Below are 24,440 nucleotides of genomic sequence, written 5' to 3'. Positions count from 1 at the left end.
AACCCGCGCACGCGCCGACACATCCACCGAAATATCGGCAGAAATGCTTACGTTTTGCGTGTTTGTGACCGTGTTGATCACCTGTTCATCCTTATTCGAAACCGCGCTCACTCTCCATTGAGAACGGTATTACCGGTCCTAAAAAGTACGTTCCACCCACGAAGTCAATAACTTAGCACGAAAAATGGTTAAATTGAGGTGAAGTCCAAAGATTTTGGATAAAAAAAGGGGCCGATCAAACCGGCCCCTTTTTCTTAAACGGTTTTTGCTCGGTCTAATTGCGGTTTTTATCGACAAGCGCCTTGTCGCCACCAATCCAGGGCATCATCGCACGCAGGCGTTGGCCGACCTCTTCGATGCCATGCTCGGCCCAGATGCGACGGGTGGCTTTAAAGCTTGGCTGACCGGCCTGACATTCGCTCATCCAGTCGCGCACAAAACGGCCTTCCTGAATGTCGGTCAGAATCTTTTTCATCTCAGCTTTGGTCTCATCGGTAATCACTCGCGGACCGGAGACATAATCGCCATATTCCGCTGTGTTAGAGACCGAATAGCGCATATCGGCCATGCCGCCTTCATACATCAGGTCAACGATCAACTTGACCTCGTGCAGGCACTCGAAATAGGCCATTTCCGGGGCATACCCGGCTTCCACCAGGGTTTCGTAACCGGCGCGAATGAGATGCGATAATCCGCCGCACAATACTGCCTGCTCGCCGAACAGATCGGTTTCACATTCTTCGCGGAAGCTGGTTTCGATGATCCCGGCCCGGCCGCCGCCGATGGCAGAAGCGTAAGACAACGCGATGTCCATGGCATTGCCCGAGGCATCCTGGGCCACGGCAACCAGACACGGCACACCTGCACCACGATCGTACTCAGCGCGCACCGTGTGGCCTGGACCTTTCGGTGCCACCATAAACACGTCCAGATCCTTGCGCGCTTCGATCAGGCTGAAGTGAATGTTCAAGCCATGGGCAAACGCCAGCGCGCCGCCTTGTTTGAGATTTGGCGCGATATCGCTGCGGTAGATATCACCCTGCAACTCATCAGGCGTCAGCATCATCACCACATCAGCCCACTTAGAGGCTTCAGTTGGCGTGAGAACCTTAAGGCCCGCGCCTTCGGCTTTCTTGCGGCTGCTGGAATCTTCCCGCAACCCAACGGCAATGTCGGCAACACCGGAATCGCGCAGGTTGAGAATGTGGGCATGGCCCTGTGAACCGTAACCAATAACGGCCACTTTCTTGCCTTTGATGATGTTTACATCGGCATCGCGGTCATAATACACGCGCATGATTTTCGTCCTTTCGGGGTCTTGGCGTTTTGCTTAACGCTTTCTTTTGGAAGATGTTGGCGCCTTCTTAACGACGGATTTGCGTTTAGGCGAGGGTTTCTTGGCAACTTTTTTGACCTTTGAGCTGGACGCCACTGTATTGGCAACCAGTCCAGTAGCCCCACGGGCAATGGCCGCAACGCCCGTGCGCGACACTTCGATCAATCCGAGTGGCTTCATCAACGCGATAAAGGCATCCACCTTCTCGGAGCTCCCCACCACTTCAAAGACAAAGGAATCTGGCGCGGAATCGACCACATTACAGCGGAAAATATCGCCGATTCTCAGGGCTTCGACACGATCCTCACCGACGCCGCTCACCTTGACCAAAGCCAGGTCGCGGCCGACCGAGGGGCCTTCATCCGTCAAATCTTTAACCGTATGCACCGGCACCAAACGTCCCAACTGGGCTTTGATCTGCTCCACGATCTGTCGTGTGCCAGATGTCACCAGATTGATGCGCGACAACTGTGCTTCAGGGTCCACCTCTGAAACCGTTAAACTTTCAATGTTATAGCCCCGGCCAGAAAACAAACCGACCACGCGGGCCAACACACCAGCTTCGTTGTCCACCAGCACAGCGATGGTGTGGCGATAAACGACCGTATCTTTCAGCACCGAGACGGGCACTGAGCCTTCATATAAATTGCTGCTCACGGCAGTCACTCCAGTTTTAATTAAGGTCTGGCCAGTTTTAATTAAGGTCTGGGTTAAACCAGCGCCAAACCTGCGCCTGAAATTGCCTTTTCCGGCTCATCCTCAGGCCCGAGAATCATCTGATTATGTGCCGCCCCTGATGGAATCATCGGGAAACAGTTTTCCTTCTGATCCACCGCGACGTCCACAATCACCGGACCATCAATAGCCATCATCTCTTTAATCGTGTCATCCACCTTGGCCGGATCGGTCACCCGCAGCCCCGACAAGCCATAGGCTTCGGCGAGTTTGACGAAGTCCGGCAAGGAGTCTGAATAACTCTCGGAATAGCGGCCCCCATGCAGCAGTTCCTGCCACTGGCGCACCATCCCCATGTATTGGTTGTTGATGATGAACACCTTGACCGGCAAACGATACTGAACAGCAGTCGATAATTCCTGAATATTCATCAGGATCGACGCTTCCCCGGCAATATCAATCACCAGGCCATCCGGATTGCCCAATTGCGCACCAATCGCCGCGGGCAGGCCATAGCCCATGGTGCCAAGCCCGCCTGACGTCAGCCAGCGGTTGGGCTGGTCGAAGCGGTAGAACTGCGCCGCCCACATTTGATGCTGGCCCACTTCTGTGGAGATGAACGTTTTCTTGTGCTTGGTCAGCTCAAAAAGACGTTCAATGGCGTACTGAGGCTTGATGACCTTTCCGGCCTGGGTGTAGTTCAAACAATCCACCGCTTTCCAGCGCTTGATCTCAGCCCACCAGGCTTTCAATGCTTTGGGCTTCGGGCGTTCCTTGCGCGCCTTCCAGGCTTTCAAGATCGCCTTTAGGGCTTCCCCCGCATCGCCGATCACCGGCACGTCCACAATCACACTCTTGTTGATGGAGGATTGGTCGACATCCACATGGATTTTCTTGGACCCCGGCGAGAAGTGCTCAAGGTTGCCCGTCACCCGATCATCAAACCGTGCGCCAATATTGATCATGACATCGCAGTCGTGCATCGCCAGATTGGCTTCGTAGGTGCCATGCATGCCGACCATGCCCAACCAATTGGGGCCAGACGCGGCATAGGACCCAAGGCCCATCAGCGTCGACGTGATCGGAAAACCGGTTTCATTGACCAGCTCCGTCAGCGTCTTGGACGCCGCAGGACCAGCATTGATCACGCCACCGCCCGTATAAAGCAGCGGGCGCTCGGCCTTAACCATCAGATCAACAGCCGCCTCGATGGACGCAGGATCAGGCTTAAAGGCTGGACGATAGGTTTTATGCTTTTCGCGATGAACGCCGCGTGGTGCGGTGCTGTACGCACCGTCCGCCATGACCACGTCTTTTGGCAAATCAACCACCACCGGACCAGGCCGGCCCGAGCGTGCCACATGAAAGGCTTCGTGAATCACCTTGGCCAGGTTGTTCGGATCTTTCACCAGATAGTTATGCTTGGTGCAGGGCCGCGTGATGCCAACCGTATCGGCTTCCTGAAACGCATCGTTGCCAATCAGGTGCGTCGGTACTTGGCCGGTCAAACACACAACGGGAATAGAATCCATCAACGCATCGGTCAGGCCGGTGACGGCGTTGGTCGCCCCCGGACCAGAGGTCACCAGCACCACGCCCACTTTACCGGTCGAGCGGGCATAGCCTTCCGCCGCATGTACGGCACCCTGCTCGTGACGCACCAGAATATGTCTGATTCTGTTCTGCTTAAAAATCTCATCATAGATGGGCAGCACAGCGCCGCCGGGGTAGCCGAACACGACTTCCACACCCTGCTCTTCGAGGGCTTTAAGAATGATGGCCGCGCCCTTCATCTGGCGTCCGTCGAGTGAATCCCGTGGCATCGTAATTCGTTCCCTAGCTTTCGAGGCGCTTAGCCTCACTTTTGAGTCGCGTCGCCTGAAGTGCGAACCACGCCAACATCCCAAAAAAACACAAACCGCCCCGGTGAGGAGGCGGCACTGAGAGGGTTCCTATCAAGGTGTTTTAGCTAGGTCAACACTAAGGAGCGAATTTTTGGAAAGATTTCTTCAAATAATCTTTCTGAATATTGCGTGTTAAGTGTTTCTGACGCACTAAACTGAGTACGAAACCAGGTTGTCTGACGTTTGGCGTAGTTTCGGGTGTGCTGCTGGGCACGGGTCACAGCCTCTTCCCGACTGATCTCACCGTTCAAAAACGCCGCCAGTTCCGGCACACCCAGGGCTTTCATGGCCGGAAGCGACGGATCAAGGCCCCGCCGCTGCAAAGCCTGAACCTCCTCTAGCGCGTCGCGCTCCAGCATGGCCTCAAATCGGCCATCGCAGGCGGCATACAGGTCTTCCCGCGGCGGGCGAAAAAGAACCTTATAAAACTGTGTCTCGCCTAACGGCGGGGCAATGGGTTTGCTCTGCCACACATGCAACGGCGTACCGGTGGCCTCGACCACTTCCCAGGCCCGCAGAATGCGCTGGCGGTCGTTTGGTTTCAGCTGCGCTGCACCTTCCGGGTCTTTCTCTTTCAGGCTGGCGTACAGCGCCTCATTGCCGTCTTCGAGGCGCATCCGCCGCGATGTGTCTTTGACCGCACTTGGAATATCAGGAATGTCCGACAGACCTTCCATGAGGGCTTTCAGATAAAGCCCCGTCCCACCGGCCACGATGGGCAACCGCCCTTCGCCTTGAACCTGTCTGATGATCTCGACCGCCCGCGACAGCCACACGGCCACTGTGCAGGCCACGGCACTATCGAGATACCCATAGAGGTGATGCGGCGCCCGCGCTTCATCATCCGCACTGGGCCGCGCCGTTAAAACATGCAGGTCTTGATAGACCTGCATACTGTCCGCGTTGATAACCGCGCCGTTGAGCTCTTCGGCCACGCGCAGCGCCAAACCCGACTTGCCGCTGGCCGTCGGCCCGGCGAGAACGAGAACTGGCAAAGATGCACTATAGTTTAAATCAGTATTCATAACTGGGCGGTATGCCTGCACGGCTAGACAAGGACAGTCAATGGAACAGAACTCAATTCACGGAAGTTGCTTATGTGGCGCGGTCACCTTTGAAGTTGAACCCGTATTTTCAGGATTCAAATACTGCTTCTGTTCGCGCTGTCGCAAACGGAGCGGCAGTCTTCACGCCGCCAATCTTTTTACCGACATCAAACACTTTCGCTGGCTCTCTGGCGGAGATGCCGTGCAATCTTATTGCCTGCCCGGCAATCAATATCCGGCCAATTGTTTCTGCCAAATCTGTGGCTCACGTGTGCCGCGTGTTTCATCAAAGGGCGTAACCGTGCCAGCAGGTTCCTTAGACGACGACCCTCACACAACACCAGAGCACTGCATTTACTGGGAGTCCCGTGCGGCATGGCTCCCCCTACCCAACACACTTCCTAAACTGCCCGGGTCTTCTAAAAGCGATTCGTCGAATATATAGTTAGTCTAAGACATGGCTCAGCAAACCATCCGCCAGCTTGGGCTCAAACCATGTGGATTTGGGCGGCATGATCTCGCCGGCATCCGCGACCGACATCAAGTCCGCCATGCTGGTGGCGAACAACGCAAACGCCACCGCCATCTCGCCGGAGTCCACGCGCTTTTCCAGCCCCTCCATACCACGAATGCCGCCGACAAAATCTATCCGCTCATCGGTACGCGGGTCGGACACGCCCAACAGCGGCTCGATCAAATTGCCATGCAGCAGGCTGACATCTAACCGGCCCACCGGGTCATTCTCCGGCACATACTCGGGATGCAGATCAAGCTGGTACCACGCCCCATCCAGATACATGCCGAACTGCGTCGGCTTGGTGGGCTTGGCTTGTGCGTCGGCACGGGTGACATCAAAACGCTCGCCAATTTTAGCCAGCAGGCCGTCCACCGAATGGCCGTTGAGGTCTTTGATCACGCGATTGTAGTCGAAGATCCGCATTTCATCATCAGAGTACGCAACGGTCAAAAAGTACTGGGCGCTCTCGGTCTCCGGCTTCAGCTTGGCGACCCGTGAGCCTGCCGCAGAGCGATGGTGCCCATCGGCGATGTACAAGGCGGGCATATTGTTAAAGGCGTCCGTCAGCGCGGCAATGTCGGCGTCATCGTTGATCACCCAAATGGCATGACCGACACCGTCATCCGCCGTCACGTCATAAACCGGCGGCTGTGACGTGACCGCATCCAACACCGCCTTCACCACCGCAGACGATTTATAGGCCAGCAACACCGGGCCGGTTTGGGCGTTCAGCGTCTTAACCTGGTTGACGCGATCATCCTCTTTCTTGGGGCGAGTGTATTCGTGCTTGCGGATATCGTTTGCATCATACGCCGCCGCCGAGGCCACCATGGCCACACCGGTTTGGCTGTGCGCGCCCATGGTCAGGCGATAGGCGTAATAACACGGCTTGTCTTCGCGAATCAGCACCCCCTCGGCGATCAGGCGCTGCAGGTTTTCAGCCCCTTTATCGTAAACCTCCTGGGCATACACATCCGTGCCTGCGGGCAGATCGATCTCGGGCTTTGAAATATGCAGGAAACTGTTGGGGCGGCCTTTTGCTCGCACCCGCGCTTCTTCGGTGTTCAGCACATCATAGGGTGGAGCGGCGACGGCATCGGCCTGCGCAGGAGTCGGACGAAGGGCGGCAAACGGGCGGACAAGTTCAGGCATGAAATCAGGACTCTCTTCAAAATTAAGACCGGCGGGCGCGACTCGCCTTCATTGATAACTCGCCTGGGTTTACCTGCTGGCGTAGCGCCTGCGCAACCGTGAGCGCATGAAATCGTAATTTTTTTACACCCTATCTTTGAGGTCAGGCAGTGGCTCTGGTGAGCGTTTTAGGGTCAGCCACAAACTCAGGGTTGAACCAAAGATTATTTTAGGTGGAAACCGGCAGTAATCCTTGATTTTTGAGCATTCACCGCGCGGCGCACGACCAGATTTTGTTGCATCAAATAACCCTGGCCCCTATTAATTATTAGCGAGTCAAAAATATCATAGAGTTGCAGTGGGGTTTCTTCCCACTCGTTTAAGGTTCATCACCTAAAGGCTGACTGATGGCAAAATCTAAATCTGACATTCTTGATGACTTCCAGGCTTTCATGGGAAAGCACGGCGCAAATTATAAGGAATGGTACGTTTCGACGTCGACCAATCCCAAGATGGAGCTGTTCAAGTACCACAAGTTCAAAACCGGCGATAAAGGCTTGTTCCGCACCGCTGAGTCAGAGATTCGCTCAGCGGAGATCGCAGAGTTCTTCACCGACCTCGGAGCCAAAGGCGATCCCGGCATCAAAGATGACGCGATCTATGTTTATGCCTTCAAGATGGCCAAGCACACCCGGCCTTCAGCGCGCTAACAAAAGCTCAGTTTTCGTAAACGTCAGCGTTCGTAAACATCAGCCACAAACTGGTTGAGCAATCTCACGCCATAACCGGTTCCGCCTTTCGGGGCCAACTTGGTTGGCGCTTCTGCCCAGGTCACACCGGCAATATCGATATGCGCCCACGACGTGCCCTTGCGAATGAACCGCTGCAGGAACTGTGCCGCCGTGGTGGCCCCGGCATACTTGCCGCCGAGGTTTTTCATATCCGCAATCGGGGAGTTGATCTCCTTGTCATACTCAGGCCCGACCGGCATCCGCCACAGGCGTTCTTTGACCGTGTCACCGGACTCGGTCAATTGCGCCGCCAACTCCTCATCATTCGAGAACAACCCCGCATAATGTGGGCCAAGCGCGGCAATAATCGCGCCCGTCAGCGTGGCCAGATCGACGATCGTGTCCGGCTTGTGGTTCTCCTGCACATACCAAAGGGCATCGGCCAGAACCAGACGACCTTCTGCATCGGTATTGAGCACTTCAATGGTTTGACCATCGGCAGAGGTCACCACATCTCCAGGGCGCTGCGCCTTGGCATCCGGCATATTTTCAACCAGTCCCAGAATACCCACCGCATTCACTTTGGCTTTGCGTCCGGCCAGGGCTTTGAATAAGCCGGTGACCACGCCGGCGCCGCCCATATCCCATTTCATGTCCCACATGCCCGCGCCGGGTTTGAGGCTGATGCCGCCGGAATCAAAGCACACTCCTTTGCCGACAAAGGCCACGGTCGGATCGTCCTTGCCCGCGCCGTTCCACTCAAACACGACCATTTGTGGCTCATGGATCGAGCCCTGGGCGACACCAAGCAGCGCGCCCATGCCCATCTTTTCCATTTCTTTGCGACCGATCACTTTGACCTTCAAGCCATCGCCAGCCATATCTTTGGCGCGGGCGGCGAAGGTCACCGGGGTCAAAACATTGGGGGGTTCGCTGACCAGATCACGGGTCATCAGAACCCCTGCGTTGACCGCCTCTTTAATTTTGTAAGCCTCACGCGCTTCTGAAAAATCAGTCAGCGACAGGGACACAGATTTCAGCTTCGGTTTTGAAGAAGCTTTCATTGTGGTGCGGTATTTATCAAAACGGTAGGATTTCAGAACCACACCGGATGCAATCGCAGCAGCCATGTCTACGCTCGAAACCGCAGCCTCTTTCAAATCATCCAAAACGATGGTCGCCCGTGGCTCCCCAGACAGTTCCCCAAACAGACTTGCGCCTGCTTCTTCAAGGGTTTGCGCTGTCATGTCTTTTACCTTGCCGAGACCAATGGCGATCACTTGGGTCAATTTTGAGCGCGGGGGCGCATAGACGGTCACAGTTTTTCCAGACTGGCCTGTGAACTTGGCCGCTTTCATCGCTGCCGATAACGCCCCTCCCGTGGCGCGGTCCACAATCTGCCCTGTCGTGCCGAGTTTCCCACCATCAGCCACGCCAACGGCCACAGCCCCTGAGGCCGGGCGAACCAGTTTTGAGAATGATACTTTCATAGGAGGTCCCTCTTATATTTTATGTTCCCCATACCCTAGGGTCCGGCCTGACCGGGAACAAGGGGGGAGCGTCAGATCGTAAATTTTGTTCCACTAGACAGGCGAAATCCTGCGGGTATGGTGTGCCATAATGGCTTTTTGAGGCCTCAAAATTTACGTTCAGGAGACGGATTTCATGGGTAAGTTCGGAATGGGTCAATCGATCCGCCGTATTGAAGACCATCGCTTTGTCACAGGCACCGGGCAGTACACGGACGACGTCAACCGAGAGAACCAAGCCTGGCTCGCTGTTCTAAGATCGCCCTATGCCCATGCGAAAGTTGGCACCATCGACACCTCTGCCGCGAAAGCCGCCGACGGCGTGCTGGGTGTTTATACCAACGCTGATCTGGACGCCGCCGGGTTTACAGGCATACCCGCAGACACCATTCCTCCTGGCCCCGACGGCAAAGCCCCTGATGCCCCGCACCGTCCCATCCTGGCCAAAGACCGGGTGCGTTATGTGGGTGAGCCCGTCGCCATTGTAGTGGCCGAGACCTTAGCCCTGGCCCGCGATGCCTCTGAACTGATTGAAGTTGAGTACAACGAATTGCCGGTCGCGGCCGACATGACGTCCGCCCTCGCCGACGGGGCGCACCCCCTGTTCGACAGTGTAAAGGGCAACCTTCTGGTCCATTGGTCCATGGGCAACAAAGACGCCACCGAAGCCGCCTTTGCCAAAGCAGACAAAATCATCTCCATAGATTTGGTCAATAATCGCATTGCGCCAACCGCCATCGAACCCCGTGGCGCGCTGGCCGAATACGACAGCACAACAGACCGTTACACCCTCACCACAGGCTCACAGGGCTCGCATAAGCTGCGTCAGTGGATCACGGGTAAGAACGGCAAAGCGGCCACGGGCATTCCAGCTGGAAAACTGCGCGTCATCTGCCCCGATGTGGGCGGTGGCTTCGGCATGAAAAACTTCCTGTTCAATGAACCCTTAGCTGCGTTGTTTGCCACCAAGGCCGTGGGCCGCCCGGTGAAATGGACCGGCGACCGCACCGAGAGCTTCCTCAACGACACCCATGGCCGCGATCAACTCAACCATGCGGATCTTGCCCTCACCAAAGAGGGTAAGTTCCTTGCCATCCGCGTGTCTTCCTTGGGCAATATCGGCGCGTATGTGTCGCAGTTTGGCGCGATGATCCCGACCATGGCCGGATGCGGCATGCTCTGTGGCTGCTACGACCTGGAAGCCGCTCATGTCGACGTGAAGGTCACCATGACCAACACCACCCCCGTAGATGCCTACCGTGGGGCTGGCCGCCCGGAAGCGGCCTATGTCGTGGAACGTTTGGTCGACAAAGCGGCCCGTGAGTTGGGCATTGCCAGCGATGAACTGCGTCGCCGCAACTTCATCAAACCTGAATCCTTTCCGTACAAGACACCACTGGGCATGAACTATGACTCCGGTGAGTATGCGAAGCTGATGGAACTCGCCCAGAAACGCGTTGATTGGGCCGGCTTTGAAACTCGTCGCGCCGAAGCTGCCAACCGCGGCAAGCTGCGTGGCCTTGGCATGAGCTACTACATCGAAGCCTGTGGCGGGGGCCCAACCGAATACGCCCGCTTGTCCGTCGATCAAAATGGCAAGGTGCTGGTGCAAAGCGGCAGCCAGAACAATGGCCAGGGTCAGGAGACGACGTTCTCTCAGCTAGCGGCTGACACCCTTGGCATCGAAATGGATGACGTCGAAATCCGCATGGGCGACACCGATGATGTGCCCCAAGGCATGGGCACGGGCGGCAGCCGCGCGCTGGCCGCAGGCGGCAGCGGCCTGGTGACCACCATCGAAGCGATGATTGAAAACGGCAAAAAAGTTGCTGCCAATCTTTTGGAAGCGGCTGAGGTGGACCTTGAGTTTGCTGATGGGGCGTTCACCATTGCCGGCACCGACCGCTCTGCGTCTTTGGCTGACGTTGCGAAAGCCTCCTTCGACGACTCACTGCGCCCCGACGGTGTTGAACCCGGGCTGGTGACAACGGTGGAAGCCTCGGCCAACGGCGCAACCTTCCCCAACGGTTGCCATCTGTGCGAAATCGAGATCGACCGTGACACCGGTGAGATCGAATTCATCAATTACGTCATCGAGGACGATATTGGTCTGATCCTCAATCCGATGATGTTAGAAGGTCAAATTCTCGGCGGTGCCGGCCAAGGTCTGGGTCAGGCCCTGTATGAAGAGACCGTCTACGACGAGAGCGGGCAATTGGTGAACGGCTCATTCATGGACTACATCATGCCGCGCGCGGATAACGTGCCACCGTTTGACTTTCATTACACCGAGGTGCGCTCCCCCAGCAATCGACTTGGCGTTAAAGGCGCTGGCGAAGCGGGCACCATCGGTGCAACACCGGCTGTCGCTAATGCGGTCATTGATGCGCTCGCCCCGCTGGGCGCGACCGACATCGACATGCCGATGACGCCGCTCAAAATCTGGCAGGCCATTCAGCGCGCCACCGCGAAGGCGGCTTAACAGGTTAGAACACGCACTGTGACTTCTCTTACGCTTAAAGATTTAGAATCCTACGCCGACCAGCTTGAGCCCACCGTTCTTGAAGCCGGTCGTGCCATCATGGCGGTTTACGAAACCGACTTCGACGTCGACACTAAAGAGGATAACTCGCCGGTGACCGCTGCCGATGAAGCGTCGGAAGCCATCATACTGCGTGACCTCGCCCGCATCGCACCCGAGATCCCTGTGGTCGCCGAAGAGCAATGTGCCGCAGAGGGGTTTCCAGAGTTTGAAGGCACCACGTTTTGGTGTGTCGATGCGATGGACGGCACCAAGGAATTCATCAAACGCCGCGGCGACTTTACGGTTAATATTGGCCTTCTTGTTGAGGGTGTTCCCGCGTTGGGCTTGGTTTATGCCCCGGTGCACAAAACCCTGTATCGTGGCGCAATCTGTCCGCATACAGGAAAACGAAGTGCCTTCGTTGTGCGGGACGGTCAACGCTCTGTTCTGGCCGTTCGTGACATTCCAAGCGATGGTCTGACGGTTGTCGGCAGCGCCTCTCATCAAGTTAAAGATGCCATGGACGACTATCTCGCCGGGCAGGATGTGAAAGAAATGATCGCGGTCGGCTCCTCCTTGAAATTCTGTTTGGTCGCAGAGGGCAAGGCCGATGTGTACCCGCGCTTTGGCCCCACCTGCGAGTGGGACATTGCCGCCGGCCACGCGGTTTTGCGGGCCGCCGGAGGCAGCGTGAAAACATTTGACGGTGACGACCTCCCATACAAAAAAGAAGCGGCGAATTATCTCAACGGGACGTTTCTCGCCGCCAGCACACCATGACAATGCATGCGGCAAATGCCGACAGCATCGCCGCCGCCGCACAGCACCTCCGTGCTGGCAAGCTCGTCGCCTTCCCAACGGAAACCGTTTACGGCCTTGGGGCAGATGCGACCAACGACGCCGCCATCGCAAAAATTTACGCGCTGAAGAAACGCCCGGTCTTTAATCCCCTGATCGTTCACATCGCGGCATTTGATTGGCTGGGCACGCTCGCCACAACCGATGACCGCGCCGTTATTTTGGCGAAAGCCTTTTGGCCCGGCCCGCTGACTCTGGTGTTGCCGCGCTCAAAGACCTGCGCAGCCTCAAAACTCGTCAGCCCCAACCTCAAGACCATCGCCGTGCGGCAACCCAACCATCCCATCGCGACGCACTTGCTGAACGCCGTTGAACGACCATTGGCCGCACCAAGTGCAAATCTCTCCGGCCATGTCAGCCCGACGCTCGCCGCACATGTAGAGGCCGATTTCGGCGCAGCCTTAGACATCATCCTCGATGGCGGCCCGTGCCAAACGGGCCTGGAATCAACCGTACTTGATCTCTCCACAGCCACAGCGCGTCTGCTCAGACCGGGGGCCATCAGCGCCGCAGAGATCACCGCGCACATCGGCCCCATCGGCCCCTCCGCTCAAATGACCACAGCTGAGGATCTAAAATCGCCTGGCCAGTTGGAAAAACATTACGCCCCAAGCGTTCCGGTGCGTCTTGAGGCAGACGCCGCCGAGGCCGGTGAAGCGCTCATCGGATTTGGCAGCACCGCCAACGCTGACATCAACCTCAGCGCCGCGGGCGATTTGACCGAAGCCGCCGCAAACCTCTTTCACGCCCTGCGCAACCTGGATGACCCTACGCGCTTTTCCGGCATTGCCGTTGCCCCTATCCCAAAGGCAGGCATTGGTATTGCGATCAACGATCGCTTGCGGCGAGCCGCCCTTGGCCGCTAAAACAGGGGCCGTTAAAACTGCTGTAGACTCTAGAATACGTTCTCCATTCCCGCTTCAACGAAGGCCAACCCCGTGCCCCTTGATCAAACCTTTCTCGACCAAATCGCCGCCATCGTCGGCCCCAGTGGTTGCCTCACTTCTGACTCCGACATCGCACCGTATCTAGAAGAAGAGCGGGGTCTGTTTCAGGGCGCAACCAGCTTGGTCGTGCGCCCCGGCTCAACGGACGAAGTTGCCGCCGTGGTGAAAGTGTGTGCCGAGGCCGGCATCGGCATCGTCCCGCAGGGTGGCAACACAGGATTGTGCGGCGGCGGTGTGCCTGCCGAAAGCGGCGCAGAAATTGTCCTCGCACTGGGCCGCATGAATAAGATCCGCGACATCGACCCCACCAACTTCACCATGACCGTCGAAGCGGGCTGTATTCTGGCCGAGATACAAAACCAGGCCGACGACGTCGACTGTCTGTTCCCCCTCAGCCTGGGCGCGGAAGGCAGCTGTCAGATCGGCGGCAATCTGGCGACCAACGCTGGCGGTATTAACGTGCTGCGCTACGGCAATACCCGCGATTTGGTCCTGGGTTTGGAAGTGGTGCTGCCCGACGGTCGCATCTGGCATGGCCTGCGCGCGCTGGGCAAAGACAACACCGGTTACGCCCTGAAGCATCTGTTTGTCGGCTCTGAGGGGTCATTGGGTATTATCACCGCCGCCGTTCTAAAGCTTTTTCCGAAGCCAAAAGAAACCGAAACTGCCCTCTGTGCCCTCAGCACTTTGGACGACGTGACCAGCTTGCTCAATCGCGCCCGCGCCTTGTCGGGCGATGCCGTGACCGCCTTTGAACTGGTGCCACGTATCGGCCTGGAATTTTGCGCCAAGCATATCGACGGCATTTCCGATCCTCTGAGCGAACCCCATGACTGGTATACCTTGATCGAGTTCTCCACCTCGCGGCCCAATTCTAATGTGCGCGCGGCCTTTGAAGGGTTTTTGGAAGCCGCCTTTGAAGATGGCATTATTGTCGATGCGGTCATTGCTGAAAGTCAGGCCCAGGCCGAAAATCTCTGGCGCATGCGAGAATCCTTACCCGAAGCGCAAAAGCACGAAGGCGGCAGCATCAAGCACGATGTCTCCGTGCCCGTATCGCGCGTGCCGGAGTTCATTTCACGGGGCATGGCTGCGGTGCTAAAAACTTATCCTGGGGCGCGGCCTTGCCCGTTTGGTCATGTCGGCGACGGCAATGTGCATTTTAACGTCTCGCAACCCCTGGACATGGACAAAGACGCCTATCTGGCAGAATGGGAGGCCATGAACCGCATTGTTCACGACCTGGTGGTTGAGATGAATGGCTCGATTTCAGCCGAACACGGCATCGGTCGCCTCAAGGTCGGTGAGATGGAGCACTATAAGGACCCGGTTGAGCTGGATTTAATGAAAACCCTTAAAGCGGCGCTGGACCCCAAACGCACCATGAACCCGGGCAAGGTGGTCAACTAAGCCATTTCCAATCTAGCGGAGTCCGTGACCGCATCTGGCGCCAGCATTTTCCTCTGCGGCACCCTCTCATGCATCGTCGCTGGTGATGCAATAATGATACTGAGATATAAAATCAGCCCATAAACTGGGAACCTTTTGCCAATCATATCGTTCCCTATTGGCAAAGTGCTATATGATTGAAATCATGTACTTAAGGTACACCCCCGTGTACACAAGTTTGAATAGTCACAGCCCTTCCTATAAACTAAGGGTCGCATGCTAATTTCTCGCGTTTCAGGAGCTTAACAATATGTCTTCTACCCGTACGTTGATGGCCACCACAGCCATGATCGCCAGTCTCGCCTTTGGCGGCGCTTTGTTTGGCGGCCAGGCCATGGCAATTGAAGAAGGACCATACGTCGCAGGCGGTATTGGGCTCCACAAGCCACGCACCAACGACGTAACCATCGGTGGAACAGCAACCGAAGTTGATATCAAAAACGGTATCGTCGGTCTTGGTGCCGTCGGCTGGAAATGGGCCGAAGGCTTCAGAACAGAATTTGAGCTGGGTTATCGCGACGCCAATGTCGATACCGTTGGTCCGTTTGCCGCAAGTGGCAGCCAGGATACGATCACCACAATGGGCAATCTGTTGTTTGATATCGATACTGGCACAGATCTCACGGTTTCCATCGGCGCAGGCGTTGGCCTTGCCTGGACCGGGTGGGAAACAGTTTCAACATCAGCAACAGCCCCTGCCTTTTTCGATGGCAATGAGCGCGACTTTGCTTACCAGGGCATCGTCGGTGCATCTTTCCCGATCACAGAGCGTCTCGACTTCACTCTCGATTATCGCTACCTGAACTCGACCGGCCTGGACTACAGCGCAGTCCCCGCTGGCCTCACCGCTCTGGATCATGACAACCGCAGCCATAACATTGTTGTTGGTCTGCGTTTTGCGTTATGGGAACCAAAGCCTGAGCCGACACCGGTTGCACAACCCGCTCCGCCACCACCGGCCCCAGCGCCAGCGCCAGCCCCGATGCCTGAGCCCAAGGGTCCAGAAAAGTTCATCGTGTTCTTTGACTTTGATAAATCCAACCTGACCGGCATTGCCGCGAACATCGTCAACGATGCCGCAGCCTATGCCTCACGTGAGGGCTCTGCCCGCATCACCGCAACCGGCCACGCGGACCGTGCAGGTTCAACCGCCTACAACTTAGGATTGTCAGAACGTCGCGCTCAGGCTGTGAAAGCAGAACTGGTGCGCCGGGGTATTCCGGAAAATGAAATCGTCATCCTGTGGAAAGGTGAATCAGAAAACCTGGTCCCCACCAACGATGGTGTGCGCGAACCGCAAAACCGCCGCGTTGAAATCATCATCGACTAAACACCACACCCCACACGTGCTGGATTTTCCAGCACGTGTTGCGGGCCAGAAACCGTCACTGACTAAAACATGTTACTGGGCGGAATAATTCACTAAAGAAGCTTCAGGGTCGTCAGCAGGTGTTGACGCCTCTGCTGTACAGACCACAGGCTTTTGAACCAAAGGCAACATTGCCGTCCGCGCCACCTGCATCAACGAGCGCTTCGACTCACTCAACAGATCACGAAACAACCGTGCTGACTCCGCACAAAAAGCATCTGAGTCTTTGCTATGCCAGAGTGATGCCGCATTTGCCGCGTGCGTCACATGACTATCAAGCGCCCGTGCACCATTCCCGCCAGCCCGAAAATGCGCCACGAGATTTCGTCCCGAGCGACCGAGGTCGGACTCATACGCCTTCACAAAAGCATTGTAAGAAGTCCGCTGCCCGCAGGCCAAACCTGCAACCGTTAAGCGGCTTTGCAAGTCCCGCACGGTAAACGCGTCCACCGTGGCCGGATTTGCGCAGTTCATATCTGCGGCAAGCGTAGGCGGCGTGACCAGACTGCTGGCCAAAGCAACCGCGCCCAAGAGGCTCATTTTTTGTGCTCGTCTCATGGAATAGGTTCGCCTTCTTCAATCAGATGACCGCGTAACACTTCAGAACATATCTACCTTAGGCGGCGCGGCGAGGGAAGACTAAGGCATATTGCCCTAAAAATGCCACCCTGAAGACACAAAAATCGTCATAAGCTATTGAGCTTTCAAACAAATAACCGCGTCTCCAGTGTTTGCCGGATTGGCCATGCACCCTATACTTCGCGCATCATGACCGGCTTAACCCGCTATATCCTGCGTCACCTCGTTATTGGCACCCTGATCGTCACTGGCGTGCTGGTTTATATTTTGTGGCTGACCCAGTCGCTCGGCTTTATTGAATTGATCATCAACAAAGGACTCTCGATCGGCACGTGGCTGGAGATGACCCTGTTGCTGCTGCCCAATGTCGTCGTCATCATCCTGCCCATCGCGTTATTTCTCGTGGTGCTGTTTATCTACAATAAGATGACCCTGGACCGCGAATTGGTCGTCGCTCAAGCGGCCGGGATCAGCCAATGGGGATTGGCCAAACCTGCTGCCATTATGGCCGTTCTTGCCACGATTGTTGGATACGCCCTCACCTTGCACTATGGCCCCATGTCGATGCGCGCCTTCAAAGAGATTCAATGGACAGCGCGCAGCGATATGTCTCAAGTCATGTTGCGCGAAGGCACGTTCAATCAGGTGGGCAAAGGATTGACGGTGTATGTGCGCGAGCGCGGCCCCACCGGAGAACTACTGGGCATCCTGGTTCACGATCAACGGGACAACGACACCAGCATCACCCTCATGGCCGAAGATGGTGCCGTCATCTCAGGACCGAACGGCCCTCGTGTCAAACTGACCAAGGGCAGTCGCCAGGAAGTCACACCCGGTCGCGGCGATATTTCTCTCCTGTACTTTGACAATTACACGGTCGACTTGGGCCTGATTGAAACCACAGGCGATTCACGCTTTACCGACAACCGCGAACGCACAATCACAGAGCTGTTCACGCTTAGCGAAGAGGATGGCATCAAGCCACGTAATGTCCGGCGTCTCAGGGTCGAAGGCCACCAGCGCCTGACCAATCCGCTGTTCAATCTGTCCCTGACCGCGATTGCCCTGGCGTTCATCTTAACCGGCACCTTTAATCGCCAGGGCCAGGTTAAGCGAATCAGTGTTGCGATTATCTGCGTGGTGCTCGTTGAAGCTGCAAACCTCAGCGCCGCGAGCCTGGCCGCAAAAAACCTTTTGTTCGTACCTTTATTGTATATCGTGGCTTTGGTGCCCCTGATGATTGGCGTTCTTGTTCTCGCACCACATCGTTTACGCGCTTTGTTGCCCTTTTCATTGCGTCCACACCCTGGTTCCGTCTAAAGCCTTCTGCATGATTTTGTTTTCCACCCTTAGGCACCGAATTTCGCAGCCCCCGGCTTTCTGCTCGCGGCTGAGGCAAGCCCTGCTGATTTCGGTCTTTTCTGTTCCGGGACTATCTGTCTCAGTGCTGTCTGCCACCGCAACGTTCATAGCATCCCCGGCGCAAGCGCAGACCCCGGCGCCAGCCCAAAACCAAGACGACGAAACGTTGCTCCTGGCCAATGAAATGCGGTTTGACGAAAACACCAACATCGTGACCGCCATTGGCAACGTTGAAATTGAACGGGATGGCCGCATCCTGCTGGCAGATCAAGTAACCTATGATCAAGATGCCGATCTGGTCACCGCCAAAGGCAACGTCTCCATTGTTGATACCAATGGCACGGTGATGTTCCTCGATGAAGCCCAGATCAGCGGCGATTTAAAAGAAGGCTTCGCCCGGGAAGTCCAGGTGCTTCTGGCCGATAACTCGCGTATGGCCGCACGCCTCATACGGCGCCAGGATGGCAACGTCAATGAATTACGCAATGCGGTGTACACCGCCTGCGACTTGAATTGCGACGGCGAGCCAGTCTGGCAAATCAAGGCCCGCAAAGTCATCCACGATCAGGATGATCAGATGATGACCTACAACGACGCCTGGATCGAACTGTTGGGTGTTCCTGTTTTTTACAGTCCTTACCTCGCCCACCCCGATCCAACCGCTGACCGGAAGTCCGGTCTCCTGGCCCCATCCATTGGCGGCGGCAGCAACTTAGGCTTCTCTTACGCGCAACCCTATTACTGGAGCATTGCACCGGACAAAGACGCAACCCTGACGCCGCTCTACACGTCTTCGGCAGGGCGCGGGGCAACAGGCGAATACCGGCAGCTGTTTTCTGAAGGAGAATTCAGAGTCTTCGGCAGCGTCGTGGCCGATGATGACGACAACCCGAAAGACTTCCGTGGACATCTGAGGGCCCGCGCGCGCTGGGATATTGATGAACGCTGGCGCACCGGGGCTGACGTCCACCTTGCCTCAGACGACACCTATTTAAGGCGCTACGACTTTGACGCTCCAACCTGGCTGACCACCAATGCATTCGCCGAACGCTTCGGCACGCAGTCTTACTTTGCAGTCAATGCCTACCACTTCCAGAGACAACGCCGCACCACCGCTGCCGGCTCAACACCGCTGGTGGCCCCGTTGATCGACTACAGCTTTGTTGGCAAGCCGGTACGCGGTGGCGGCTACTTCACCGCAGATGCCAGCGCCTTAGCCATTTACCGCGACAACGGCAGCGACCAAACCAGACTCTCAACCACCCTGGGCTGGAACGTGCCGTACATCGGCGAGATGGGCGACATGTACACGCTGCGGGCCACCGTGCGCGGCGATGGGTATTACGTCAGAGATGTCACCGACCCGATCACCGGCGGCACATTTACCGGGTTTGAAGGACGGGCGATTCCACAACTGTCAGTGGAGTGGCGTTATCCGCTGGTTAAATCCGGCTCCTTCCTTACGCAAACCCTGGAACCCATTGTCCAGGGCGTGGTCAGCCCCATTGGACAAAATCCCGACACCATTCCCAACGAAGACAGCCGTGACTTCGAGTTTGATGACACCAACCTGTTCTCAGAGCAGCGGTTCTCCGGTTATGATAGGGTCGAAGGCGGCGCGCGAATCAACTATGGTCTGCGATGGTCCGCCTTTGGCGCGACCGGCAAATCATTAGATGTCATGCTGGGCCAAAGCTATCGCTTCCACGAAGATGAAACCTTTGCTTTGGAATCAGGTTTGCGCGACCGGTTCTCAGATTATGTGGGGCGGATCACCTTCCGCCCGGCAAACTATCTCAATCTGTCTTACCGCTTCCGTCTTGATCAAGATGACTTCAGCACGGAACGCAGCGAGGTCAGCGCTGTGGCCGGCAATGATCTGTTCCGGCTTGGCACCAACTATATTTATATCAAGCAAAGCGATCCTTTGACGCCTGAGTTTGGCGATCGCGAAGAACTCTATGCCTTCTTCGACACCCGCCTGTCTAAATTCTGGTCGTTGAGAGGAACCCACCGCGAAGACCTTGGCCCAGGCGGCGGCTCGATCCGCTCCTCCATTGGCATTGAGTACGAAGATGACTGCTTTGTGTTTGGCCTCGACATTGCCGATGACAATACTGAAGACCGCGATTTCCAGAGCGGCTTCTCGGTCATCTTACGCTTCACTCTGAAGACCATCGGCGAGGTCCGGTTGTCTTCCAGCGTGGGTGTCGATCAGTAAGCGTTGTTATGCGGCAGCGGCAAGCTCACCCCGCGCCTGGCGGATGATTTTCACCGACGACTGCAAAAACAACGCGGCCATCGCTGCGGCAACAATCAGATCCGGCCATGGGGAAGCCGTCCAGATCACCAAGCCAGCCGCACAAATCACCGCCACGTTGCCAATGGCGTCGTTGCGCGTACACAGCCAAACGGATTGAACATTGGCATCACCGTTGCGGAACTTCAGAAGAATAAGCGCGCTGATAAGATTGGCTGCCAACGCCAGGCCGCCAATAAGCCCCATCGCTTCGCCATCTGGGCTGCCTTGAATAATCACGCGATACGCAGTTATTGCCAGCACTATCAGGCCCATTGCGCCGAGGCTTACACCTTTGATAAACGCCGTGCGCGCCCGCACGGTCAGGGATTTTCCGACGGCCCACAAACTGATCGCATAGGTGAGTGTATCCCCCAGAAAATCCAGAGCATCAGCCTTAAGGGCCTGCGACATGGCGGCAAAACCGACTGTGGCCTCAATCCCGAACATCGCTCCGTTGATGAGAATAACCGCGATCAGCGCATTGCGGTACGGCACCGAGCTGCCGTCAAATCCAACGTCATCATCGTCACAGCAGCCGCTCATACTCAGCCTCTCATTCTCCTGGCTCTCACAGTAAATACTTAAGCTCTTTAACTTTCTGCGCTGGCCATCAGCAACTGCACCATGCCGTTGAGTTGTGGCACCAGGCGCTGGGCGGCGACCAAGTCATTGCGCTCATACGCCTGATGCAGGCGGTCACTCAAGCTCAGAATTTGGTTAAGGCTTGAGGTGTAGCGCATCTGATTGGGCTTGGGCACATCCTTGTTAAACCGTTTCAGCCCCTCCGCAACCGCGTGCAGTTGATCCGACAAGTCGTGCAGCGCCTCCAAATTTTCTGCCTTCACAGCCGCCTTGATTTCAGCCGCAACCATTTCCAGCTGAGACCAGCCTTCATCCAGGGACATAAAATCAACCTTGTGGTTATGGTTGTGACTGTGCGTGGGTTGCGCCACAGCAGGAGCGGTAAACATCAAAGCCACGAGAAGTGTGATTGCATATTTCATTTTTGTTTTCCTTCTATTCAGCGGGAACGGCGGCCATATGACCGGGTAATCTTTTTGCAACAGCTTTGCGGCCAAAGGTCCAAAACACCAGAGGCCGCAGGGTGAGATCCAAGAGGGTAGACGACAGAAGACCAGAAAAAATAACCACGGCGACCGGATGCAAAATCTCGCGACCTGGTTCGTCCGGCGTCAGCAATATAGGCACCAGCGCCAAAATGGCGGTCAATGCCGTCATCAGCACCGGAATGATTCTTTCCTGGGTGCCACGGGTGATCATCGCCGTGTCAAACGCGGCGCCTTCCTCGCGCATTAAATACAAATAGTGATTGATCATCAAAATACCGTTACGGGCGGCGATGCCGGTCAACGTAATGAAGCCGATCACCGTGGCGATGGACAACACACCGCCGGTCGCCCACACCCCAATCACCGCCCCCACAAACGCCAGTGGCACCGACAACATAACCTGGATGGCAAAGTTGATGCTGCCGAGATGCGCGTAGAGCACCAGGAACATGCCGAGAAACGCCAACCCCGCCAACAGCACGATGGCGTTCAAGGCCGCTGACTGACTCTCATATTCGCCGCCGTACACCACAAAGTACCCGGAGGGAATTTCCACATCCGCGTTGATACGGCCTTGAATGTCTTGCACCACACTCACCAGATCCCGGCCCGCCACATTGGCCTGCACGATGATGCGTCGCTGGCTGTTCTCGCGATTGATGACGTTCGCGCCCAGCGCTTCGTCTATTGAAGCTAACAACTCCAGAGGCACATACCCACCCTCGGCCACTTCAATTGGCAACGCCCGAATAGAGTCTTCCGAAGCGCGCGTTTCATCATCAAAGCGGGCGATCAGATCATAGGTCCGGATGCCGTCAATCACCTGACCCATGGTTCTGCCGTTCAGCGCCAACTCGGTGTAGTCGGCCACATCGGCCACCGTCAGACCCCGGTTGAGAATTTGCTCACGATCGACGCGAATATGCAGTTGCCCCGTCAGCACCTGCTGCTCGACACTGAGATCCACGATGCCTTCTACGGTTTCCACCTCGGCTTCGACCAACCGCGCCAACCGTCGCAACTCGGCCATATCATCGCCAAAAATTTTCAGGGCAATTTGCGCCCGCACCCCTGAGAGGGCGTGATCAATACGATGCGACAGAGGCTGACCAATATTGGTCAGCACACCGGGGATTTGCTCCATCCGGGTACGAATGTCTTCAATGATCTCCTCGCGGGCGCGGTCCGAGGGCTGCAAAAAGAACTCCAGCTCAGACACATTGATGCTCTCCGCGTGCTCATCATTTTCGGCACGGCCAGACCGGCGGCCCACCTTAATGACTTCCGGCACCTCCAACACCAGACGTTCCGCCGTCGCCGCGATGCGATTGGACTCCGCCAATGCGGTTCCCGGCGCCATCACCACCGACACATTCAGCGCACCTTCGTTGAACTCGGGCAGAAAGGCTTGACCAAATTCACTGGTCAACCACACACCAAAGCCCAGCAACACGGCAAACACCGCGAACACCCCATAGCGCAGTGGCAGCAATACTCTCAAAATTTGCGCCTGCACCCACTTGATGCCCCGCACCACCAGGCCGTCTTTTTCCGCGTCCATCTGTTTCATCCGCGGCAGCAGGTAGGCACACAACGCCGGGGTTGCGGTCAGAAAGACGATCAGCGACGCGCCAATAGAGGTCACATACGCGATCCCCAGTGGCGTAAAGATGCGTCCTTCAACGCCCGACAAGGCAAACAGCGGCAGGAACACGAGGATCACAATAAAGGTCGCAAAGATAATCGGATCGCGCACCTCCTGGGTGGCCTCACGCACCACAACCAGCGGATCTTTCGGTTCCCCCTTCTGCCGGTTTTGCCGTAAACGCCGATAGGTGTTTTCCACGCCGACAATGGCATCATCGACCAATTGCCCGATGGCAATGGCGATGCCACCGAGAGTCATGGTGTTGATGGACAGGCCCAGGGCCTGAAATACCATCAGTGTGAGCACCAGCGACAGCGGGATGGCCGTCAAGGTAATCAACGTTGTGCGCACATTCAGCAGAAACAGAAACAGCACGATGGCCACCAAAATCGCGCCATCGCGCAACGCCTCTTCAACGTTTGCCACCGCTGTTTCAATAAACTTACTTTGGCTGAAAATGTCGTCATGCAACGTCACATCCTGAGGCAATGTCTCCTGTATGGCCACCAACTCGGCCTTAATGGCAGACACCAGAGTCACCGTATCTGCGTCGGGCTGTTTCTGGATCGACAAAATCACGCCCGGTGACGCATTAATGGACGCATCCCCGCGCGGCGCCATTGGCCCGCCCAGTTTTACTTCGGCGATTTGACCTATGGTCACCCGCCGCGCGGCGCTGCCGGGAATTGGCACTAGGGTGTTGGCAATTTCATCAACCGTTTGCGCCCGGCCCAGCACTCTGATCAGACCTTCCGTGTAGTCCGTCAGCAAAAAGCCCCCGGTGGCATTGAGATTGGTTTCGTCCAACGCTTCTAAAACCGAAGAGAGTGGCACGCGATGAAACACCAGACGCTCTGGATCAATCAGCACCTGGAACTGCTGTAACTGCCCGCCCACCACAGTGATCTGCGCAATCCCGGGAATGGCCAGCAGCCGTTGGCGAATGTCCCACTCCGCCAGCGTGCGCAGCTCCATGGGACCGGTAACAGTTTCGCCGGTGACAGTTTCGCCGGTGACAGTTTCACTGGTCACCCCAATCGCCATGATGTTGCCCATGATCGAGGTGATCGGCCCCAGCGTTGGATTCACCCGCCCGTAAATTGCCTCGCGGGCCTGGCTGAGTTTTTCCGACACAATTTGCCGCGCCACATAGATGTCCATGTCCCAGTCAAACTCGACCCAGACAATCGACAGGCCAATGGACGAGGCCGAGCGCACCCGCACCACACCATTGGCCCCATACACAGACGCCTCAATGGGCCGGGTCACCAACGTTTCCACCTCTTCCGGGGACAACCCTTGGGACTCCGTAAAGATTGTCACCGTGGGACGATTGAGATCAGGCAACACATCAATCGGCAGGCTTTGCATCGCCAAGCCGCCGTAGACAAAACTGAGGGCGATCACCGCCACCACCAGCAGGCGATGGCGGATCGACAGCGAGATAATAGAATTCAACATCC

Annotated in this window: 18 protein-coding genes and 1 pseudogene; 9 read left to right on the top strand and 10 right to left on the bottom strand. The window is 56.4% G+C overall.

Annotation, left to right across the window (positions count from 1 at the left end; genetic code table 11):
* Nucleotides 1-274: 274 nt before the first annotated feature.
* The 4 genes and pseudogenes from ilvC to miaA all read right to left on the bottom strand — a co-directional run bounded on the left by ilvC (nt 275) and on the right by miaA (nt 4,940).
* Nucleotides 275-1,297: a ketol-acid reductoisomerase gene (gene ilvC / locus RIC29_05855; protein MEQ8734427.1), complete on the bottom strand. Its 1,023-nt coding sequence runs from the start codon at nt 1,295-1,297 to the stop codon at nt 275-277.
* 147 nt (nt 1,298-1,444) lie between these two features.
* Nucleotides 1,445-1,951: pseudogene (gene ilvN, locus RIC29_05850) on the bottom strand (acetolactate synthase small subunit).
* A 95-nt stretch (nt 1,952-2,046) separates the two neighbouring features.
* A complete protein-coding gene (locus RIC29_05845) occupies nt 2,047-3,834 on the bottom strand; it encodes an acetolactate synthase 3 large subunit (protein MEQ8734426.1) in 1,788 nt (595 codons plus the stop codon).
* 146 nt (nt 3,835-3,980) lie between these two features.
* Nucleotides 3,981-4,940, bottom strand: a complete 960-nt coding sequence (gene miaA / locus RIC29_05840) for a tRNA (adenosine(37)-N6)-dimethylallyltransferase MiaA (GenBank protein MEQ8734425.1) — start codon at nt 4,938-4,940, stop codon at nt 3,981-3,983.
* Between the two features lie 40 nt (nt 4,941-4,980).
* Between miaA and RIC29_05835 the strand changes: the two genes are divergently transcribed.
* Nucleotides 4,981-5,406, top strand: coding sequence for a GFA family protein (locus RIC29_05835; GenBank protein ID MEQ8734424.1), 426 nt, complete (start codon nt 4,981-4,983; stop codon nt 5,404-5,406).
* Here RIC29_05835 and RIC29_05830 read toward each other — a convergent pair whose 3' ends face one another.
* The gene (locus RIC29_05830) at nt 5,407-6,630 is read right to left on the bottom strand and encodes a DUF1015 family protein (protein ID MEQ8734423.1); all 1,224 of its coding nucleotides are present in this window, start codon (nt 6,628-6,630) and stop codon (nt 5,407-5,409) included.
* A 386-nt stretch (nt 6,631-7,016) separates the two neighbouring features.
* Here RIC29_05830 and RIC29_05825 point away from each other — a divergent pair, with 386 nt between their 5' ends.
* A complete protein-coding gene (locus RIC29_05825) occupies nt 7,017-7,319 on the top strand; it encodes a hypothetical protein (protein ID MEQ8734422.1) in 303 nt (100 codons plus the stop codon).
* 23 nt (nt 7,320-7,342) lie between these two features.
* On the opposite strand, the gene RIC29_05820 is transcribed toward RIC29_05825, so the two are convergent.
* Nucleotides 7,343-8,830: a leucyl aminopeptidase gene (locus RIC29_05820; protein MEQ8734421.1), complete on the bottom strand. Its 1,488-nt coding sequence runs from the start codon at nt 8,828-8,830 to the stop codon at nt 7,343-7,345.
* A gap of 175 nt (nt 8,831-9,005) precedes the next feature.
* Here RIC29_05820 and RIC29_05815 point away from each other — a divergent pair, with 175 nt between their 5' ends.
* From RIC29_05815 to RIC29_05795, 5 genes are all read left to right on the top strand, one after another.
* Entirely contained in the window at nt 9,006-11,351 is a 2,346-nt protein-coding gene (locus RIC29_05815) for a xanthine dehydrogenase family protein molybdopterin-binding subunit (protein MEQ8734420.1), read from the top strand.
* 18 nt (nt 11,352-11,369) lie between these two features.
* Nucleotides 11,370-12,173 (top strand): 3'(2'),5'-bisphosphate nucleotidase CysQ, encoded by an 804-nt coding sequence (gene cysQ, locus RIC29_05810; GenBank protein MEQ8734419.1) that lies wholly within the window; start codon nt 11,370-11,372, stop codon nt 12,171-12,173.
* On the top strand, nt 12,170-13,117 hold the full coding sequence (locus RIC29_05805) for an L-threonylcarbamoyladenylate synthase (GenBank protein ID MEQ8734418.1): 948 nt from the start codon (nt 12,170-12,172) through the stop codon (nt 13,115-13,117). Before cysQ ends, RIC29_05805 begins: the two co-directional genes overlap by 4 nt.
* Before the next feature lie 72 nt (nt 13,118-13,189).
* Entirely contained in the window at nt 13,190-14,608 is a 1,419-nt protein-coding gene (locus RIC29_05800) for an FAD-binding oxidoreductase (GenBank protein MEQ8734417.1), read from the top strand.
* Nucleotides 14,609-14,897: 289 nt separating this feature from the next.
* Entirely contained in the window at nt 14,898-15,977 is a 1,080-nt protein-coding gene (locus RIC29_05795) for an OmpA family protein (GenBank protein ID MEQ8734416.1), read from the top strand.
* Between the two features lie 72 nt (nt 15,978-16,049).
* On the opposite strand, the gene RIC29_05790 is transcribed toward RIC29_05795, so the two are convergent.
* Nucleotides 16,050-16,574, bottom strand: coding sequence for a hypothetical protein (locus tag RIC29_05790; GenBank protein ID MEQ8734415.1), 525 nt, complete (start codon nt 16,572-16,574; stop codon nt 16,050-16,052).
* A 210-nt stretch (nt 16,575-16,784) separates the two neighbouring features.
* Between RIC29_05790 and lptF the strand changes: the two genes are divergently transcribed.
* Together lptF and RIC29_05780 are read left to right on the top strand one after the other, a co-directional pair.
* The gene (gene lptF / locus RIC29_05785) at nt 16,785-17,915 is read left to right on the top strand and encodes an LPS export ABC transporter permease LptF (protein ID MEQ8734414.1); all 1,131 of its coding nucleotides are present in this window, start codon (nt 16,785-16,787) and stop codon (nt 17,913-17,915) included.
* 124 nt (nt 17,916-18,039) lie between these two features.
* Nucleotides 18,040-20,178, top strand: a complete 2,139-nt coding sequence (locus RIC29_05780) for an LPS-assembly protein LptD (protein MEQ8734413.1) — start codon at nt 18,040-18,042, stop codon at nt 20,176-20,178.
* Nucleotides 20,179-20,184: 6 nt separating this feature from the next.
* Here RIC29_05780 and RIC29_05775 read toward each other — a convergent pair whose 3' ends face one another.
* The 3 genes from RIC29_05775 to RIC29_05765 are packed head-to-tail and all read right to left on the bottom strand — an operon-like array spanning nt 20,185 to nt 24,438.
* Nucleotides 20,185-20,802 carry a cation transporter gene (locus tag RIC29_05775; GenBank protein MEQ8734412.1) on the bottom strand — a complete coding sequence of 206 codons (618 nt, stop codon included), beginning with the start codon at nt 20,800-20,802 and terminating at the stop codon, nt 20,185-20,187.
* A 47-nt stretch (nt 20,803-20,849) separates the two neighbouring features.
* A complete protein-coding gene (locus RIC29_05770; GenBank protein ID MEQ8734411.1) occupies nt 20,850-21,263 on the bottom strand; it encodes a hypothetical protein in 414 nt (137 codons plus the stop codon).
* Nucleotides 21,264-21,276: 13 nt separating this feature from the next.
* Nucleotides 21,277-24,438: an efflux RND transporter permease subunit gene (locus RIC29_05765; GenBank protein MEQ8734410.1), complete on the bottom strand. Its 3,162-nt coding sequence runs from the start codon at nt 24,436-24,438 to the stop codon at nt 21,277-21,279.
* Nucleotides 24,439-24,440 lie beyond the last annotated feature (2 nt).

It is taken from the genome of Rhodospirillaceae bacterium, from assembly GCA_040219235.1.
In the GTDB taxonomy this organism is placed as follows: domain Bacteria; phylum Pseudomonadota; class Alphaproteobacteria; order Rhodospirillales; family Rhodospirillaceae; genus WLXB01.
The sequence above is the reverse complement of the archived record's forward strand: the minus strand, read 5'-3'. Positions and strand labels throughout refer to the sequence as shown.

Coding starts and splice junctions, on each gene's coding strand:
- RIC29_05805 (MEQ8734418.1), top strand. CDS start 12,170: ATGACAATGCATGCGGCAAATGCCGACAGCATCGCCGCCGCCGCACAG.
- RIC29_05825 (MEQ8734422.1), top strand. CDS start 7,017: ATGGCAAAATCTAAATCTGACATTCTTGATGACTTCCAGGCTTTCATG.
- RIC29_05820 (MEQ8734421.1), bottom strand. CDS start 8,830: ATGAAAGTATCATTCTCAAAACTGGTTCGCCCGGCCTCAGGGGCTGTG.
- lptF (MEQ8734414.1), top strand. CDS start 16,785: ATGACCGGCTTAACCCGCTATATCCTGCGTCACCTCGTTATTGGCACC.
- RIC29_05775 (MEQ8734412.1), bottom strand. CDS start 20,802: ATGAGCGGCTGCTGTGACGATGATGACGTTGGATTTGACGGCAGCTCG.
- RIC29_05845 (MEQ8734426.1), bottom strand. CDS start 3,834: ATGCCACGGGATTCACTCGACGGACGCCAGATGAAGGGCGCGGCCATC.
- ilvC (MEQ8734427.1), bottom strand. CDS start 1,297: ATGCGCGTGTATTATGACCGCGATGCCGATGTAAACATCATCAAAGGC.
- RIC29_05795 (MEQ8734416.1), top strand. CDS start 14,898: ATGTCTTCTACCCGTACGTTGATGGCCACCACAGCCATGATCGCCAGT.
- RIC29_05835 (MEQ8734424.1), top strand. CDS start 4,981: ATGGAACAGAACTCAATTCACGGAAGTTGCTTATGTGGCGCGGTCACC.
- miaA (MEQ8734425.1), bottom strand. CDS start 4,940: ATGAATACTGATTTAAACTATAGTGCATCTTTGCCAGTTCTCGTTCTC.
- RIC29_05790 (MEQ8734415.1), bottom strand. CDS start 16,574: ATGAGACGAGCACAAAAAATGAGCCTCTTGGGCGCGGTTGCTTTGGCC.
- RIC29_05770 (MEQ8734411.1), bottom strand. CDS start 21,263: ATGAAATATGCAATCACACTTCTCGTGGCTTTGATGTTTACCGCTCCT.
- RIC29_05815 (MEQ8734420.1), top strand. CDS start 9,006: ATGGGTAAGTTCGGAATGGGTCAATCGATCCGCCGTATTGAAGACCAT.
- RIC29_05830 (MEQ8734423.1), bottom strand. CDS start 6,630: ATGCCTGAACTTGTCCGCCCGTTTGCCGCCCTTCGTCCGACTCCTGCG.
- RIC29_05765 (MEQ8734410.1), bottom strand. CDS start 24,438: ATGTTGAATTCTATTATCTCGCTGTCGATCCGCCATCGCCTGCTGGTG.